The 15959-nt window shown below is 32.3% G+C and carries 11 protein-coding genes; 4 read left to right on the plus strand and 7 right to left on the minus strand.

Annotated elements, in window-relative coordinates; translation table 11 throughout:
- Nucleotides 1–21: 21 nt before the first annotated feature.
- From H0V01_11315 to H0V01_11335, 5 genes are all read right to left on the minus strand, one after another.
- The gene (locus H0V01_11315; protein MBA2583959.1) at nucleotides 22–1962 is read right to left on the minus strand and encodes a SpoIIE family protein phosphatase; all 1941 of its coding nucleotides are present in this window, start codon (nucleotides 1960–1962) and stop codon (nucleotides 22–24) included.
- A 63-nt stretch (nucleotides 1963–2025) separates the two neighbouring features.
- Nucleotides 2026–3165: an acyl-CoA desaturase gene (locus tag H0V01_11320; protein ID MBA2583960.1), complete on the minus strand. Its 1140-nt coding sequence runs from the start codon at nucleotides 3163–3165 to the stop codon at nucleotides 2026–2028.
- Between the two features lie 132 nt (nucleotides 3166–3297).
- A complete protein-coding gene (locus H0V01_11325) occupies nucleotides 3298–4200 on the minus strand; it encodes a histone deacetylase (protein MBA2583961.1) in 903 nt (300 codons plus the stop codon).
- A gap of 83 nt (nucleotides 4201–4283) precedes the next feature.
- On the minus strand, nucleotides 4284–5663 hold the full coding sequence (gene chrA / locus H0V01_11330) for a chromate efflux transporter (GenBank protein MBA2583962.1): 1380 nt from the start codon (nucleotides 5661–5663) through the stop codon (nucleotides 4284–4286).
- Nucleotides 5664–5924: 261 nt separating this feature from the next.
- Nucleotides 5925–6797, minus strand: coding sequence for an SDR family oxidoreductase (locus tag H0V01_11335; protein ID MBA2583963.1), 873 nt, complete (start codon nucleotides 6795–6797; stop codon nucleotides 5925–5927).
- A 170-nt stretch (nucleotides 6798–6967) separates the two neighbouring features.
- On the opposite strand from H0V01_11335, the gene H0V01_11340 reads away from it, so the two are divergent.
- Complete coding sequence (locus H0V01_11340) at nucleotides 6968–8458, plus strand: DUF2779 domain-containing protein (protein MBA2583964.1); 1491 nt, start codon at nucleotides 6968–6970, stop codon at nucleotides 8456–8458.
- A 62-nt stretch (nucleotides 8459–8520) separates the two neighbouring features.
- Here the strand turns inward: H0V01_11340 and H0V01_11345 are convergent, their stop codons facing one another.
- Together H0V01_11345 and H0V01_11350 are read right to left on the minus strand one after the other, a co-directional pair.
- Nucleotides 8521–8868 (minus strand): phage holin family protein, encoded by a 348-nt coding sequence (locus H0V01_11345; GenBank protein MBA2583965.1) that lies wholly within the window; start codon nucleotides 8866–8868, stop codon nucleotides 8521–8523.
- Between the two features lie 64 nt (nucleotides 8869–8932).
- On the minus strand, nucleotides 8933–10180 hold the full coding sequence (locus tag H0V01_11350) for a DUF819 family protein (GenBank protein MBA2583966.1): 1248 nt from the start codon (nucleotides 10178–10180) through the stop codon (nucleotides 8933–8935).
- 248 nt (nucleotides 10181–10428) lie between these two features.
- On the opposite strand from H0V01_11350, the gene H0V01_11355 reads away from it, so the two are divergent.
- The 3 genes from H0V01_11355 (at nucleotide 10429) to bshC (ending at nucleotide 15958) form a co-directional block, all read left to right on the plus strand.
- The gene (locus tag H0V01_11355; protein MBA2583967.1) at nucleotides 10429–12627 is read left to right on the plus strand and encodes a S46 family peptidase; all 2199 of its coding nucleotides are present in this window, start codon (nucleotides 10429–10431) and stop codon (nucleotides 12625–12627) included.
- A 78-nt stretch (nucleotides 12628–12705) separates the two neighbouring features.
- Nucleotides 12706–14031: a glycosyltransferase family 39 protein gene (locus H0V01_11360; protein ID MBA2583968.1), complete on the plus strand. Its 1326-nt coding sequence runs from the start codon at nucleotides 12706–12708 to the stop codon at nucleotides 14029–14031.
- 286 nt (nucleotides 14032–14317) lie between these two features.
- Complete coding sequence (bshC, locus tag H0V01_11365) at nucleotides 14318–15958, plus strand: bacillithiol biosynthesis cysteine-adding enzyme BshC (protein MBA2583969.1); 1641 nt, start codon at nucleotides 14318–14320, stop codon at nucleotides 15956–15958.
- The last annotated feature ends 1 nt before the right edge of the window (nucleotide 15959 follow it).

Genomic DNA, 15959 nt, shown 5'->3' on the forward strand with positions numbered 1-15959 from the left:
GAATTTAGAAAACTCAATTTTTTAAATTTTCACCCCAATAATACACACATCGTCCACTTGTTCGAGATTTCCTTTCCAGCTTTCAAAAACTGAATCTAAATATCCTTTTTGGTCTTCCAGAGATTTGTCTTGAATAGAAAGTAGTATTTCTTTTAGCTGTTTAATCATAAACTTTTTCCCTTTAACTCCTCCAAATTGATCGGCAAAACCATCTGACAATAAATAAATCGTATCATCTTTTTGCAGCTCAATTTCATGATTTTTAAACGGTTTTCTTTGCACATGTTTACCTACAGGTTGTTTATCTGCTTTTATTTCCGTTATTTTAAATGCATTGGTTAAAGATTCATCCTCTTTAGAAATTATCCAAAGAGAATTATTTGCCCCTGCATATTGAAGTTTGTTACCTTGTAAACGACAAAGTGCAATATCCATCCCATCTTTAACTTCGTCATCACTTTTTTCGAATTGCTCGATGATCAAATCTGTAATCTTATCAAGAATTTCTCCTGGGCTTGAAAGATTAAATTCTCTTATAGATCTGTTAAGTGCGTTAAAACATACTACACTAACCATTGCGCCAGGTACACCATGCCCGGTACAGTCTGCGGCAGCGAATAATACAGGAGTAGTTTCAGGATTCATGGTGCCAAATCCGGTTTTTGTTTGGTTAATATCAGAATGAACAATTGAAATGGGTTCCATCCAGTAAAAATCTCCGGCAACAATATCCTTTGGTTTATAAAGTATGAAACTTTGTGGCAAATATTTTTTAAACAGGTGATTAGGAGGTAGAATGGCTTGCTGAATTCTTCTTGCGTACCGAAAGCTTTCATTTAATTCATCAATTACCGACTTTAATTCAACATTTCTGAGGCGGAAAATTTCCTTATGCTGATTCATTATTTCTAATTCATGTTTGCTGTTAAGCTGCTCTATTTTCCTTGTTATTTCCTGATTGTGGACCTCTTCCTTGTATTTGTGATAATTTTTCAAATGTTTCAGCTCCAGGGCAAAATCGCCTGTTCTTTCATAAATAACTGAGAGTAATTTATGTGCCTCGAAAAGTTTTGGTATTAAATTCAATTCCTTTGACTTATCCACTGCCAAATTACCATAATGTAATGCATCCTTGAGGTTATCCTGTTTAAAATAAATTCCGGAAAGCTGGATATAACAGGTAATGGCAGCACTCCAAAAATTATTTTCAGTTCTTATTTTTAAGCTCTTTTTTTGGAATTCAAGGGCTTTATCAATATTATTGTTTTTGAGGTAATAATCTCCTAAATCAGCATATATTTTTGATTCAAGCATAAAGCCTCCCGGTTCTGTTAATTCCAGGGAACGGTTTAAGTAATCAAATGCTAAAGGCAAATCAGATGTTTTTAAATAAATACAACCTAACCCGTTTAACATTCTTGCCTTCATTAATTGATTTTCCAAATTTAATTTTAACCCTTTTTGGAAATAGTGTATTGCAATTTCATATTTTTCCAAAATCCCGTTCATTTCACCTGCCTGGTAATATGCATTATTCAGAAAATGATGGAATTCATTTTCTTTTTCGGTTTTTTCAAGAATTTCTAAAGATTTTTGTATGCTTATTTGGGCCTTTTCAAACTGTCCTAATGATTTATAGCAAATATTCAACAGGCAATGCGCTGCTCCAACAATTACTTTATCCCCTTGTTCAGAAAACATTTCAATTGCCGATAATAATTTATCAATGGCTTTAGTATATTCTGAACTGAATGTATACATTGCTCCTTCTGAAAAGGTTTGAAAGGATTCAAAACCAGGAATGTTTTTAAAAGTTATACTTGCCAAATGAAGAAGTTTTTTTCTTTCTTCAAAATTAAGCAGTGGCATTTTTTTGCCGAATAATGAGTAGAAGTTATAAAGCGCATCCGGGTTGTTATTAACCAACTCCAACTGATCTTTTAAAACATTAAAATTACTCATTCTCTCAATATTAGTTAAAAATAAAGGTCAGCAATCTTTTTTAACAATTTTATTAAATTTTAGCTACAAGGAAACAACCAAAGGCTTATGAGAGTTGGGTTGTGAAATAAAATTCGATGGACGGTAATCCTTCTCTTTGCCAATTCTTTTTAGGAACAAATAATGGGAGGATAAAGCACTGAAAAAGGTTGGTTTATCGTAATAAGGCAAATCATATTCAGCGGCTGTATCCTGAACAATTTTAGCAAGCGCTCTATAATGGATGCTGCATATGTATGGAAACAGGTGATGTTCGATTTGTTGGTTAAGCCCTCCAGTTAAAAAGCCCGCTAATGAATTTCCTGTACTGAAATTAGCAGTGGTATAGAGTTGATGAATGGCCCAGTCGTTTTCTAAAATCCCAGTTGGTTCAGGCCTTGGAAAATGGACTTCTTCAATACCATGAGCCAACATGAAAACTATGGCAAGATAAAAACCAGACACAAAATGCATGAGCAGATAACCACCTAATATATGCATCCAGGAAATATCCATTACTAATAAAGGGAGCACCAGAAAAATTGTATAATTTAAAAACTTATAAAAAAACAAAAAGAAATATTCTTTTTTTGGATGAATACTGTTATTGAAATTGCCTGCTTGATTTTTAAAAAATTTCACATAATCTTTGATAAAAACCCAGGAAATAGTAGCTAATCCATAAAAGAAAAAGGCATACAAATGCTGGTATTTATGTATAGGTTTTAATTTCTCGTCTGGGGAAATGCGAATTATACTTATTGGTGAAATATCTTCATCGTATCCATACACATTGGTATAGGTATGATGTGCTACATTATGCATGCTTTTCCACATATAAGCACTGGCTCCATTTAAATTGTAAGTATGTTTTAGCAAATTTGTAAGCCATTTTTTTGAAGTATAAGCCCCATGAATTGCATCATGACCTATGTTAATGGAAACAAGTGCAATGGATATGCCTAAAACAATCCAAACAAAATAAACAAATGCCAAGGGAATATTTCCAAAAATCAAGGCACAATATGAGCCAATCCATAATGAAAGTAAAAATATAGTTTTGAAAACCATTGCGCTATTAGAAAAAACAGAAATGTTTTTTTCCTTGAAATAATCTTGAACACGCTTTCTAAGCACTTTAGCAAAGTCATTTCCCGAAGGCTTGAATTTTAATGGTACAGGCATTTGATAAATTATTAAAAAACCAGAATCAATTTCTGGTAAGATTCAAAATTTTGTTTGAAGAGAAACTAATCCCATTTGCTGCAAATTTAACCAAAGTAATTATATATCAAACTTCACAAATTACAGTAAATATTAAAAATAAATATATTGTGCTAACCTAAAGGTGTTGGCATGCGCCTCAATAATATCATTTATTTTTTCTGAGTAACCACCGCCCATGCTTACTACAACAGGAATAGAATTTATTTTACAGGTGTTTAAAACAATTTTATCCCTTTCCTTACATCCTTCTCTGGTTAACGAAAGCCTTCCAAGCCTATCGGTGGATAAAACATCTACTCCACTTAAAAAAAAAACAAACTCCGGTTGCACATCTTCAATAAGTTTTGCTAATGTTTCTTGTAATATTTTCAAATAGAATTTGTCATCCGTATAATCAGGTAAAGCAATATCAAGATCTGATTTTTCTTTATGTAAAGGAAAATTCTTTTCCCCATGCATGGAGAAGGTAAATACCTGTTTATTATTTTTGAATATTTCTGCAGTCCCATTTCCCTGGTGAACATCAAGGTCTATTACAAGAATTTTATTTAATTTCTTTTTATTCAGTAAATAATTTGCAGCAATTGCAATGTCATTTAGTAAACAAAAACCTTCTCCTCGGTTTGTAAATGCATGATGCGTTCCTCCAGCAACATTCATTGCAATGCCATGTATTAATGCATACTCAGCCCCCATAACTGTTCCACTCATTATACATGATTCTCTGTGCACCAATTCCTTAGAATGAGGAAAACCTGTTTTCCTAATCTCAGATTGAGTTAATTTAAGAGAACTTAATCTTTCCCAATAGGTTTTACAGTGTGTTGAAAGAATATATTCTTCATTAAGAAGGCCAGGTTCAAATAAATTATCTTTTGTTATAGTACCTTCATGTATCAGTTGTTGAGGCAAAAGTTCATATTTTAACATTGGAAAACGATGGCCATCAGGAAGGGAATGAGCAAAAATTTCGGACCATGCAATTTTCAACATACTTGAAAAAAAATAAATTTTAATAAATCTATAAAATTGAGCAAATCAGCATTAGATGTAACATGCTCTTCATTCTTTTTATTTTAAGTAAGTGTTGAAATCAAATAAGAACAAAGACCAAAAATTGCACTAAGGGCAATCCATTTAACCATGTTTATTTTATAGTGGTATAAAGCAACAACAGAAATAATAAGCCAGCCCAAGGAAATATAATGAATAGAATCAAAACTAATTCCTTTAGGAAACAGAACAGCTTTTCCAAGGAAAATGGTAAGATTAAGAATAACTCCAACAATTGCAGCAATAACAATTTCGAGTATTTCTTTAACTTTTTTATTCTCTTGTGTTTTTTCCATAATTGGAGCCCCTGCAAAAATGAACAGGAAACAGGGAAGAAAGGTATAAAAAACAGTTGTGGCCATAGCAAAAGTTCCCATAAGCAATGAGCCATTAAAATGGTTATATCCTGCCATAAAACCAACAAAGGAAAGAACCATTATTAAAGGTCCTGGAGTAGTTTCACCCAAGGCCAAACCATCAATCATTTGTAGCTCATCAAGCCAATTTAATTGTTCAACACTTACCTGAGCAACGTATGGCAATACAGCATATGCCCCTCCAAATGTAACTAAAGCAGCTTTTGTGAAAAACAGAGAGAGATCATTCCAAAATTTAAAGTCATTTGCAAATTTAAAAAAGATGAATAGAGGTAAAGCCCATAGTACAAATGTTACAAAAACTTGTTTTAGAAGATTACTAAATTTAAAGTCTGATAAGGGAGATAGAGAGTTTTGGTTTAAATAATAATCCTCCTCCCGCTCAATTCTTAAATCACTGCTGGCGTTTTTATTATGGAAAATCCCCGGTAAAAATTTACGAATGATTGCTGCTAAAACAACAGCACTTACAATAATTAATGGAAATGGAATATTGAAAAAAAAAATACTTATAAATGCACAGGCAGCTACAAAATAATGAAAATAACTTTTTAACGATCGCTTTGCTATTTTCAACAATGCCAACAGGACAATTGCAATAACAGCAGGTTTAACCCCATCAAACAGTGCATTTACCCAAGGTAGGTTTCCATATAAAACATAAATTATACTTAAAGCAAGTAAAATAAACATTGAGGGTAAAAAGAATAAAATTCCTGCTGCAAAACCTCCTTTTTTTCCATGCAATAACCAACCAATATAAATTGCCAATTGCTGTGCCTCCGGCCCAGGTAAAATCATACAATAATTTAGCGCATGAAAAAACCTGCTATTGCTTATCCATTTTTTTCTGTCAACAAGAAATTCATGCATTATTGCAATTTGCCCTGCAGGTCCGCCAAAACTTATAAAACCTAATTTTGTCCAAAATTTCAGGGCTTCTTTAAAAGCAGGTTTTTCCATAATCTTAATCAACAAATTAAATTTCGAGTAATAATTTCCTGAATTTTTGAATAAAAAAGCCATCCCATAAAAGATGGCTTTTTTATATATGTTTTAATTTGATAAAAATATACCTAATTTGATTTTTAGATTTGTAAATGAAAATCAACTCAAAGATATTTATCTTATTACTACAAGTTTTTCCCGTGTTAAATGAAAATCAAGACCATTTGTAAAACATTTCTCATAATTTTTAATTTAATAATCAAACTTATTTTATTTGTTTTTTTAATGATTTTAATCACATTAGCCTAGAATTCAGCTTTTTAATTCCATTTCTCAGTTTCATTCTTGCTTTTTTCCTCTAACCTGTTTTTCAATAATATCCCACATCTGTTGTGGAATATGATCAAATGCATTAAATTCACCTGCTCCATAAAGCCATTCACCTCCATCAATGGTTACTACCTCTCCATTTACAAAACCAGAAAAATCAGAAACTAAATAGGATGCAAGATTTGCAAGTTCAGAATGTTCCCCATATCTCTTTAGTGGAATTCTTTGTATTGGATCTAATATTTTTTTTATTTCCTCTGGAAACAAACGGCTGAAAGCACCTTCAGTAGGGAAGGGACCTGGTGCAATTGCATTTAACCTTATGTTATATTTTCCCCATTCAGATGCAAGTGAACGAGTAAGTGCCAAAACCCCAGCCTTAGCACAGGCAGAAGGCACTACATAGCCAGAGCCAGTAGATGCGTAAGTTGTTACTATGCTTAATACATTTCCCTTTTGTTTGTTTTCAATCCAGTGTTTTCCAAGAGCAAGAGTGCAATTGTAACTTCCCTTTAATACAATATCAACGATTACATCAAATGCTTTAGGACTTAATCGTTCAGTAGGACTAACAAAATTTCCAGCAGCATTATTTACCAGAACATCAATGCTTCCAAAAGTTTTTATTGCCTCGTGTATAACATTTTCTACCTGTTCATATTTTCTTACATCACACACAACTGCGAGTACTTTCCCGCCTGTTTCTTTTTCAAGTTCAGCTTTTGCTTTTTCAAGAACTTCCACCTTTCGGCTGGCTATTATAATATTTGCACCTGCATTTAAAAATGATTTACTCATAGAATACCCCAAACCCGTTCCGCCACCAGTAACTAAAATGGTTTTATTTTTAAGGGCATCTTTACTTAACATTTGTTCCTGCATTTTTTTTATTTTTAGATAGTAAGGAATCAAAATTAAGATTTTTATTAAAAGCAATGCATCAATTTTTTATTGATTTTTAAAACTTTTTAAAGATTTAAGCCTCAATTGTTTTAAGTTTGAAAAAAATACCTGCAATTTATTGCCTTAGGTTATTGTTATATTAATTAAATATGAATTTTATTCCCAAGCATATATTAAGTAAATCTACTTTTATAAGAAGTTCACAATGCCTTAAATCACTTCATTTATATAAGAACCATTATAATTTAAGAGACACAATATCCCTAAGTCAGCAGGCCCTTTTTACCAGTGGTACTGATATTGGCCTTTTAGCGCAGGGTATTTTTCCTGGAGGAGTGGATGCAAGTCCGGCTGATAGATTCAGATTTCAGGAATCTGTTAGCAGGACAATTGAATTAATTCAAAATGGTACTGAAATAATTTACGAAGCTGCTTTTCAATTTGATGGGGTATTAGCTGCCATTGATATAATGGTGAAGAAAAATGAGAAATGGTATGCCTATGAAGTAAAAAGCGCTTCAAAGGTTTCCGGAACTTATATTTTAGATGCTGCCCTTCAATATTATGTGATTACAAAAAGCGGCTTAAGGCTTGAAAATATTTCAATAATTCATTTAAATACCTCGTATATCCGTAAAGGAGAGCTTGAGTTAAGAAAATTATTCAAAGCTACCTCAGTTCTTGAGGAGGTTATTAGTAAACAGGAACTAATTAACACTAAAATTGAGCAGGCTAAAATTACCCTTGCTGATTCCATGGAACCCCCGGTGAAAATAGGAAAACATTGTTTTGAGCCTTATTCTTGTGATTTCATGGGACATTGCTGGAAAAATGTGCCTCAAGGTTCTATTTTTGAACTTGCAGGTATGCATAAATCAGATTTATTTGAAATGTATGAATCAGGTATTACAACAATCAAGGAAATACCTGAGGATTTTCCACTAAAAAAACTGCAAAAATTACAGGCTGAATATTTCAATAAAAATGAAGTTTTTATTGATCACCAGGGAATCGATAATTTTTTGGCATCTATAAATTATCCTGTTTATTTTATGGATTTTGAAACCTTTATGCCTGCTGTTCCAATGTTTGAAGATACTTCGCCATTTCAACATATTCCCTTTCAATATTCTCTTCATTATAAAAAGGACAGAACATCGGAAGTTACTCATAAGGATTTTATTGCACAAACAGGAAGCAATCCTTCTAATGCTTTCATTTTGAATTTGCTCTCTGATACCCAAAACAAGGGTGATATCCTGGTTTATAACCTTACATTTGAAAAAAGTGTTTTAAAAAAATTAAAAACTTTGTTTCCTGAATTTGAATTGCAAATCGATGAAAGAATAAGTAGAATGAAAGATCTTATGCTTCCTTTTCAGGACCTGCTTTATTACCATCCTAATATGAAAGGATCACATTCTATAAAAAATGTGCTTCCTGCTCTTGTTCCCGAATTAAAATATGATGAACTTACCATTAATAATGGAAACAATGCATCTGCGGCCTTTGAAATGCTGCAAAAGGAAACAGATAGTATTAAAATAGCTGAAATACGTGAGGCTTTGCACACATACTGTAAATTGGACACTTATGCAATGGTTCGAATTCTTGAAGTATTGGAAGGTAGGATTAAATAAAAAACTAAGACAAGTTTTTTATTTAATCCTAAAAGTTTAGTATTCTTTCTAAGAAATTAGTTCTAATATCTGCGTTTATTTTCAAATCTTTCATAAATCGACATGAACAAGGAAAGGAGTAAACTAAATAATAGGGCCCACCAGAAATTATCCACATAAAATCCACTGATTAAATAATCAGCAAAAAGAATAATTGCAGCATTTATTACTAAAAGAAAAAGACCAAAAGTCAGGATAGTTAATGGAATTGTAAATAATATTAGCAATGGCTTTAAAAATGCATTTAAAAAAACCAATACAAAAGAAACTATCAGGGCTGTTGAAATACTCTCCACATGTACGCCAGATAAAAGATATCCAATAGCTAAAACAGCAATGGAGGCAAAAAGAAGTCTTATAATAAATCTCATTTTAATTCTTGTTAATTAACAATTGTAAGTATTAGAAATAACTTTTAACATTCAACATATAGTTTTATTCAGCAGCAATTCTCATAAGTTGGGCACAAATCCAGGCACCGTATGTTCCAAGAGCATATCCAAAAACAGCAAGCAAAACACCAACTGGGGCAAGAGATGGATTAAAAGCAGAAGCAACAATTGGGGCTGAAGCAGCTCCTCCCACATTTGCCTGACTTCCCACCGCAACGAAAAAATAAGGAGCTTTAATAATTTTGGCAACAGTTAAAAGTACGGTTACGTGTACGAGCATCCAAATAAGCCCAACAACAAACAATCCAGGGTTACTTCCAATTGCCATTATATCCATTTTCATTCCAATAGTTGCAACAAGTATATAAAGCAAAACGCTTCCAATCCTAGATGCTCCTGCACCTTCTAATCTTTTTGCAGGGGTAAAGGAAAACAAAAGTCCCAAAGTGGTGGCAATTACAATTAACCAGAAAAAAGAAGAAGTAAGGCTAAATCTTTCCAATATTTCAGCTTGTGGATGATTCACCATTAATGGTGTTATGTAATCGGCCCCGAAATGAGAAACTGCCGTTGCTCCAAAACCAACAGCAAGAATAGTAATTGTATCTGCTAGGGAAGGAATTTTTCCTATTTCAGCCCTGTAGTGTTCAATTTTTTTTTGCAAAGTTACAATTGCAGAATTATCAGCTTTCAATACTTTATCCAATTTGTCAGACATTCCAACACCAAAAAGCAACACGGCCATCCATACATTTGCAACTATTACATCAACGGCTATCATTACTGAAAATAACTGATCAGAAGTTCCAAAAACCTCCTTCATAGCTGTTTGATTTGCACCTCCGCCAATCCAGCTCCCGGCAATGGTTGCCATTCCCCTCCAAACTGCATCTGGTCCGATTCCCCCAACAGTTTCAGGAGAAAATATTGAGGTAATTAGTATTGCAACGGGTCCACCTACAATTATTCCCAATGTACCAGCTAAAAACATTATTATGGCTTTTGGGCCAAGTTGTAAAATAGCTTTCATGTCAATACTAACACATAAAAGCACAAGACTTGCAGGAAGCAAATACCGGGAAGCAATTTTATACAACTGAGATTCTTCACCTGAAATAATATTAAAAGAATTTAGTAAAGCGGGAATGAAATAACACAATAACAAGGCCGGTACATATTTATAGAATTTTTTAAGCCAGGGGTGCGAACTTGAAGAAGTTTGAAAAACAAGGGCCAGGATGAGTAGCAAAATTCCAAGTACTACGGCATCATTTGTAAATAGTGGTTCCATTTTTAATTTTTATCCGGGGCAAAATACAAAATTATCTTAATTAATTACGGCAATTGTGTAATGAAAAATGACGTTCACCCTATGAGCGTTTTAACTTTTATAATTTAAAAATGAGATTTATTTTGAGATTTGAAATAATTATTCGCACTTTTGAAAACAAACCCAAACAATTAATAAGTGAACATAAAATAAACTGTTGAAAAAACTTTGACTGTCTATTTCTTTTCAGCTTTAATAAAAACCTATCCATGAAAATTAAAATTTATCATTTACTGCTTTTCATTTTCACAATTAATATCAGCGCGATTAAAGCTGATGAAGGAATGTGGCTACCCTTGTTATTAAAGCAACTCAATGAATCAGATATGCAAAGCAGGGGGTTGAAACTAAGTGCAGAAGACCTTTATAGTATAAACCGTTCCAGTTTAAAAGATGCAATTGTGCATTTTGGAGGAGGTTGCACAGGAGAATTAATTTCCCCCGAAGGATTAATGCTAACAAACCACCACTGTGGATACAGTCAGATTCAATCTCACAGTTCGGTTAAAAATGATTATCTAACCAATGGTTTCTGGGCTAAATCCAGAGCTGAAGAATTAGCAAATCCTGGTTTGACCGCAACTTTTATTATTAGCATGGAGGACGTTACCCAAAAAGTGCTTAAAGGTGTTTTAACAAACATGTCGGAATCCTTAAGAGACAGTCTAATTGCTCAAAACAGCCGGAGCATTGAAAAAGAAGCGGTTCTAGGAACACATTTTGAGGCTAAGATAAAACCTTTTTACAATGGAAATGAGTTTTACATGTATATTACTGAAACCTTTCGTGATGTAAGGTTAGTGGGGGCACCACCATCTTCAATTGGTAAATTTGGAGGAGATACCGACAATTGGATGTGGCCTAGGCATACAGGTGATTTTTCGGTTTTTAGAATTTATGCCAATAAAGAAAACAAACCTGCAGATTACTCAACTGAAAATGTTCCTTTTATCCCAAGACATTTTTTTCCTGTATCACTAAAAGGTGTTGAACAAGGTGATTTTACAATGGTTTATGGTTTTCCTGGAAGAACAAATCAATATTTAACATCCTATGCGGTTGATAATATTATGCATGTTTCCAATCCTGCTAAAATTAAAATCAGAACGACAAGACTTGATATTTGGGACAAGGAAATGAAAAAAAGTGATGAAGTAAGAATTCAATATGCTGCAAAATATGCCTCTGTAAGTAATTACCATAAAAAGTGGATAGGGGAGAACAGGGGACTTAAAAAGTTAAATGCTATTGAAGCAAAACGGAATTTTGAAACAAAATTTACTGATCGACTGGCTGAAAATCCTGACCATGCTACAAAATATGGATCTTTATTAAAAGATTTCAAAGTTTTATACGATCAACTTGATAAAATACAAAAACCTTATGATTATTTTGGTGAAGCTGTAATGGCTGTTGAAATAATAAAATTAGCCAATACTTTTATGGCTATTGCCGAATCAGCAAATAACCCTGCAAAAACTAAGGATGAATACCTTCAGCAATTGGAAAATTTAAGGGCTATTGGAAAAGGGCATTTTAAAAATTACAATGCGGTTACAGATCAAAAAATATTTACCGCTCTTTTAGAAATGTATCAAAAAGATGTGAATGCTTCAAACCATCCCGAAATATTTAAAACAATTGATAAAAAATTCAAAGGAGATTTTAATAAATATGCCCAATTTGTTTTTGATGGTTCAGTAATGAGCTCAGCTGAAAAAATTAATAAATTTATTGATGCACAGGAAGCTTCTGTAAAAAAGAATGGAACGTTTACAAAGGAAATGGCGAAGACGATTTCTCGCGATCCAGCTTATGAGCTTATGATAAGTTTTATTAAAAACTACAGACTTGTTATTTTACCGGAAATTACCCGGATCAACAATGAATTAAACCGACTGAACAGAACTTATATGCAAGCTTTAAGAGAAGTAATTCCTGAGAAAAAATACTATCCGGATGCAAATTCAACCTTGCGTGTTGCCTATGGAAAAGTTGATGGTTATGAGCCCGCAGATGGAGTTGAATATATTTATTACTCCACTCTTTCAGGAATTATGGAAAAAGAAAACCCCGAAATTGATGAATTTATAGTTTCTGACAAATTAAAAGAATTATATAAAAACAAGGATTTTGGACAATATGCGGATAAAAATGGAGAATTAAGGGTTGCATTTATAGCATCGAACCATACCACAGGTGGAAATTCAGGAAGTCCGGTTATTGATGGAAACGGATACCTTATAGGAACAAATTTCGATCGTAATTGGGAAGGCACCATGAGTGATATTATGTATGATCCTGAAAGAGTAAGAAACATATCAGTAGATATTCGCTATACTCTTTTTGTAATCGATAAGTTCGCAGGTGCTGGTTATCTTTTGAATGAAATGAAAATAATTAAATAATTTATTATTTTCATTTGAAATTTGATTTTGTTAGCTAAACCCTTTGGGGATTATTGTTGATTTTTTTTTTCATTCCAAATGTTTAATGCATTAAAACAAAACAAACAAGAGCTGTTGTTTATTTTCACAACTGCTCTTGTTTTTCGTTTTGCCTGGTTTCTAACTGTTTTTTTTATTAACCCCGATGGTTTTTATTTTTTTGATTCTCATGGCTATTTAGAATTAGGACAAAATATTTTGTCAAAAGCTGAATTTGGCAGATTTAGCGATGGCTATTTCTATAAAGAACATTTTAGAACTCCAGGTTACCCACTATTAATAAGTTTTTTCCTTGCCCTTTTTAAGGATTTATTGCCATTGGTTCTTTTCCAGGTGCTTTGTGCTGCTTTAATTCCAGTATTGCTTTATCTGATTACTATTAGACTTGAATTCTCGAGAAAAACAGCACTTATTGCCTCATTTTTAATGGTTATTGATTTTCCTTCAATCCTATTTGCAAGTACCATTCTATCCGAAACGTTTTTTGTTTTTGCATTCTTGCTCTCGGTTTGGTTAATTTTACTTGCTAGGAAAAAAAGCAGTTATACTTTCTTTGTTCTTAGCGCACTTACAATTAGTTTTGCTATTCTTATACGGCCAATAGCCATATTCTTACCATTTGTGATTATCTTATTAATCAGGTTTGAAATAAATAAAAAAATAATAGTTAAATACTTCGTATTTCTTTCTCTTTCTTATTTGCTTGTGTTCTTTTGGATGTACAGAAACAACCATGTTTTTGGTTTTAAATTTATAAGCACGGTTTCAAATGTTAATTTATTGCATTTTAGGGCTGCTGAAGTATATGCAAAAAAACACACCATAAGCATTCAGCAAGCCAGGAAATACTTGGAAAAGCAAGTTGTTGAAGAGTATGAAGAAATAAAAACTGGTTATTACAGAGTTGATTTAAAAAATGGTTTTGCAATCAGCAATAAAATAGCCTGGCAGATTATTTCAGAAAACCCTTTGCTGTTTATTAAACAATCCATGCAAAATGGATTCTTACTACTTTTAAAACCCGCTAGAAGCTTTGTTGACTATCAGTTAGGATTCCATGTTCAAGCTTTGGGGACTGGTTATAAATCTGTTGTTGAAAAAACTTCAACTTTTGCCCTTATTGCTAGTGTTTTCCAGATTATTATTTTAATGGTTACATGGCTGGCTTTTCTTGCAGGAGTATTTATATTATTTAAAGAAAAGAACTTTTCTTTATTGATCCCACTTTTACTGATAATACTGTACTATATAGTAGCATCATCAGGTACCGAAGCAGATGCACGCTTAAGAATGCCATTGATGCCCTTTGTTTTTATTATAGCTGCCAAAGGATTTGATGGAGTAAAAAAATTCAAGTATAATTAATTTTTTTAAAAAAAAAGTCATGCAGGTGCCAGTATTAAAGGAAAACAAAATATTTTTTTTTAAAAATTGGAAAATAAAACTACTCTAACCTTTTGTTAACAAACTTAGGACTACAGGATTTTTTTAAATAGCCCCAGATTTTTCAATCATTCTTGTAAACTATTTCCTTAGTATTTTAAAACTAAAGAGCTAAATATTCTTTCTGATTTAAATATTCTTTTATTCTAAAAAACAAAAGCACTTCTTCATTAAATATAAATCAGAACTTCCTATCTTTGACACCATAATGGTAGCTAAAACAACAAAAATAGACTTTGAAAAAACTGGCTTTTTTTCGAAAATTATAGTTGATTATCTTAACAAAGATGAAAAACTTGAGCCTTTTTTTAATTTTTATCCAGAACCATCTTCCTTTGAAAAGGCCCTGAAAAAGAAAAAATACAACTTTGACCGTACTATTTTGGCTGATGTTATTACCAAACAAAATGTAAATGCAGAAATAAATATCTCTCAAAGTTCACTAAAAAACATTGATTTACTTAAAAGCAGCAATACCTACACCATTACTACTGGGCACCAATTGTGTCTGTTCACAGGACCCTTATATTTCATTTATAAAATTATTACATGTATTAATTATGCAGGAGAGCTTAAAGAAAGATTTCCTGCATATGATTTTGTTCCTGTTTTTTGGCTGGCAAGTGAAGATCATGATTTTGAAGAAGTAAATCATATTAATATATTCAATAAAAAAATTGTTTGGAACCCTGAACAGGCTGTAAAAGGAGCCGTAGGAAGAATTAATACTTCTTCACTTGGTAATGAAATAAATGAGCTCAAACAAATAATGGGAGAGGGTGAAAATGCATTAAAATTGAATGACTTATTTGATAAAGCTTTTCTTAAACACAACAACCTTTCAGATGCATTAAGGTATTTAGTAAATGAATTGTTTTCAAAATGGGGAATTGTTATTATTGATGGTAGTGACAAAAAATTGAAAGAAGCATTTAAACCAATTATTAAAGATGATATTTTAAACAACACTGCATTTGGATTAATCAATAATACTATAAAAGAGTTGTCTAATGCAGGTTACAGGAAGGTACAAATGCATCCAAGAGAAATAAATTTCTTCTATTTAAAGAATAATTTAAGAGAAAGAATTGAGAAAGCAGAAGATGGAACGTATAAAGTGCATGATACAGAATTAATTTTTTCAGAATCTGAACTTATAAATGAAATTGATAACTATCCCGAAAGATTTAGCCCTAATGTTTCTTTAAGACCATTGTTTGAAGAATTTGTTTTGCCTGGAATAGCTTACGTTGGAGGAGGAGGAGAGCTGGCATATTGGCTGGAACTTAAAAGTGTTTTTGATTATTACAAAACAGATTTTCCTGCATTGATTCTAAGAAATTCAGCGCTATGGATTGATGCTAATTCGGCTGATAGATTGAAAAAATTAAATTTAACTGCCAAAGACCTGTTTGAAAATTCTGTTACGCTAATAAACAAGCTTGTTGCAGAGCAATCCGATTTTGAACTATCCCTTGAGGATGAAATGAATGAACTTAAAACTATTTATAATAGAATTTCAACTAAGGCTCTTTCCATTGATGTAACCCTAAAAGCTAGTGTTGAAGCGGATCTACAAAAAAACCTTCAGTCTTTAAAACATTTAGAGAATAAATTGTTAAAAGCTGAAAAACAAAAGCAAGAAATCACAGTAAGTCAGGTTACAAAACTAAAAGAGAAATTATTTCCAGGCAACGGGCTGCAGGAAAGACATGAAAACTTTATTCCATATTACCTTAAACATGGGGATAATTATTTAGATATTTTGAAAGAACAATTTAAACCCTTCTCCGAGAGTTTTTTAATTATAGAAGAAAATATATACCAGAGGCAGGAAAAGCAATCTTAAA

It is taken from the genome of Bacteroidota bacterium (genome assembly GCA_013696965.1).
Taxonomy (GTDB): Bacteria; Bacteroidota; Bacteroidia; order JACCXN01; family JACCXN01; genus JACCXN01.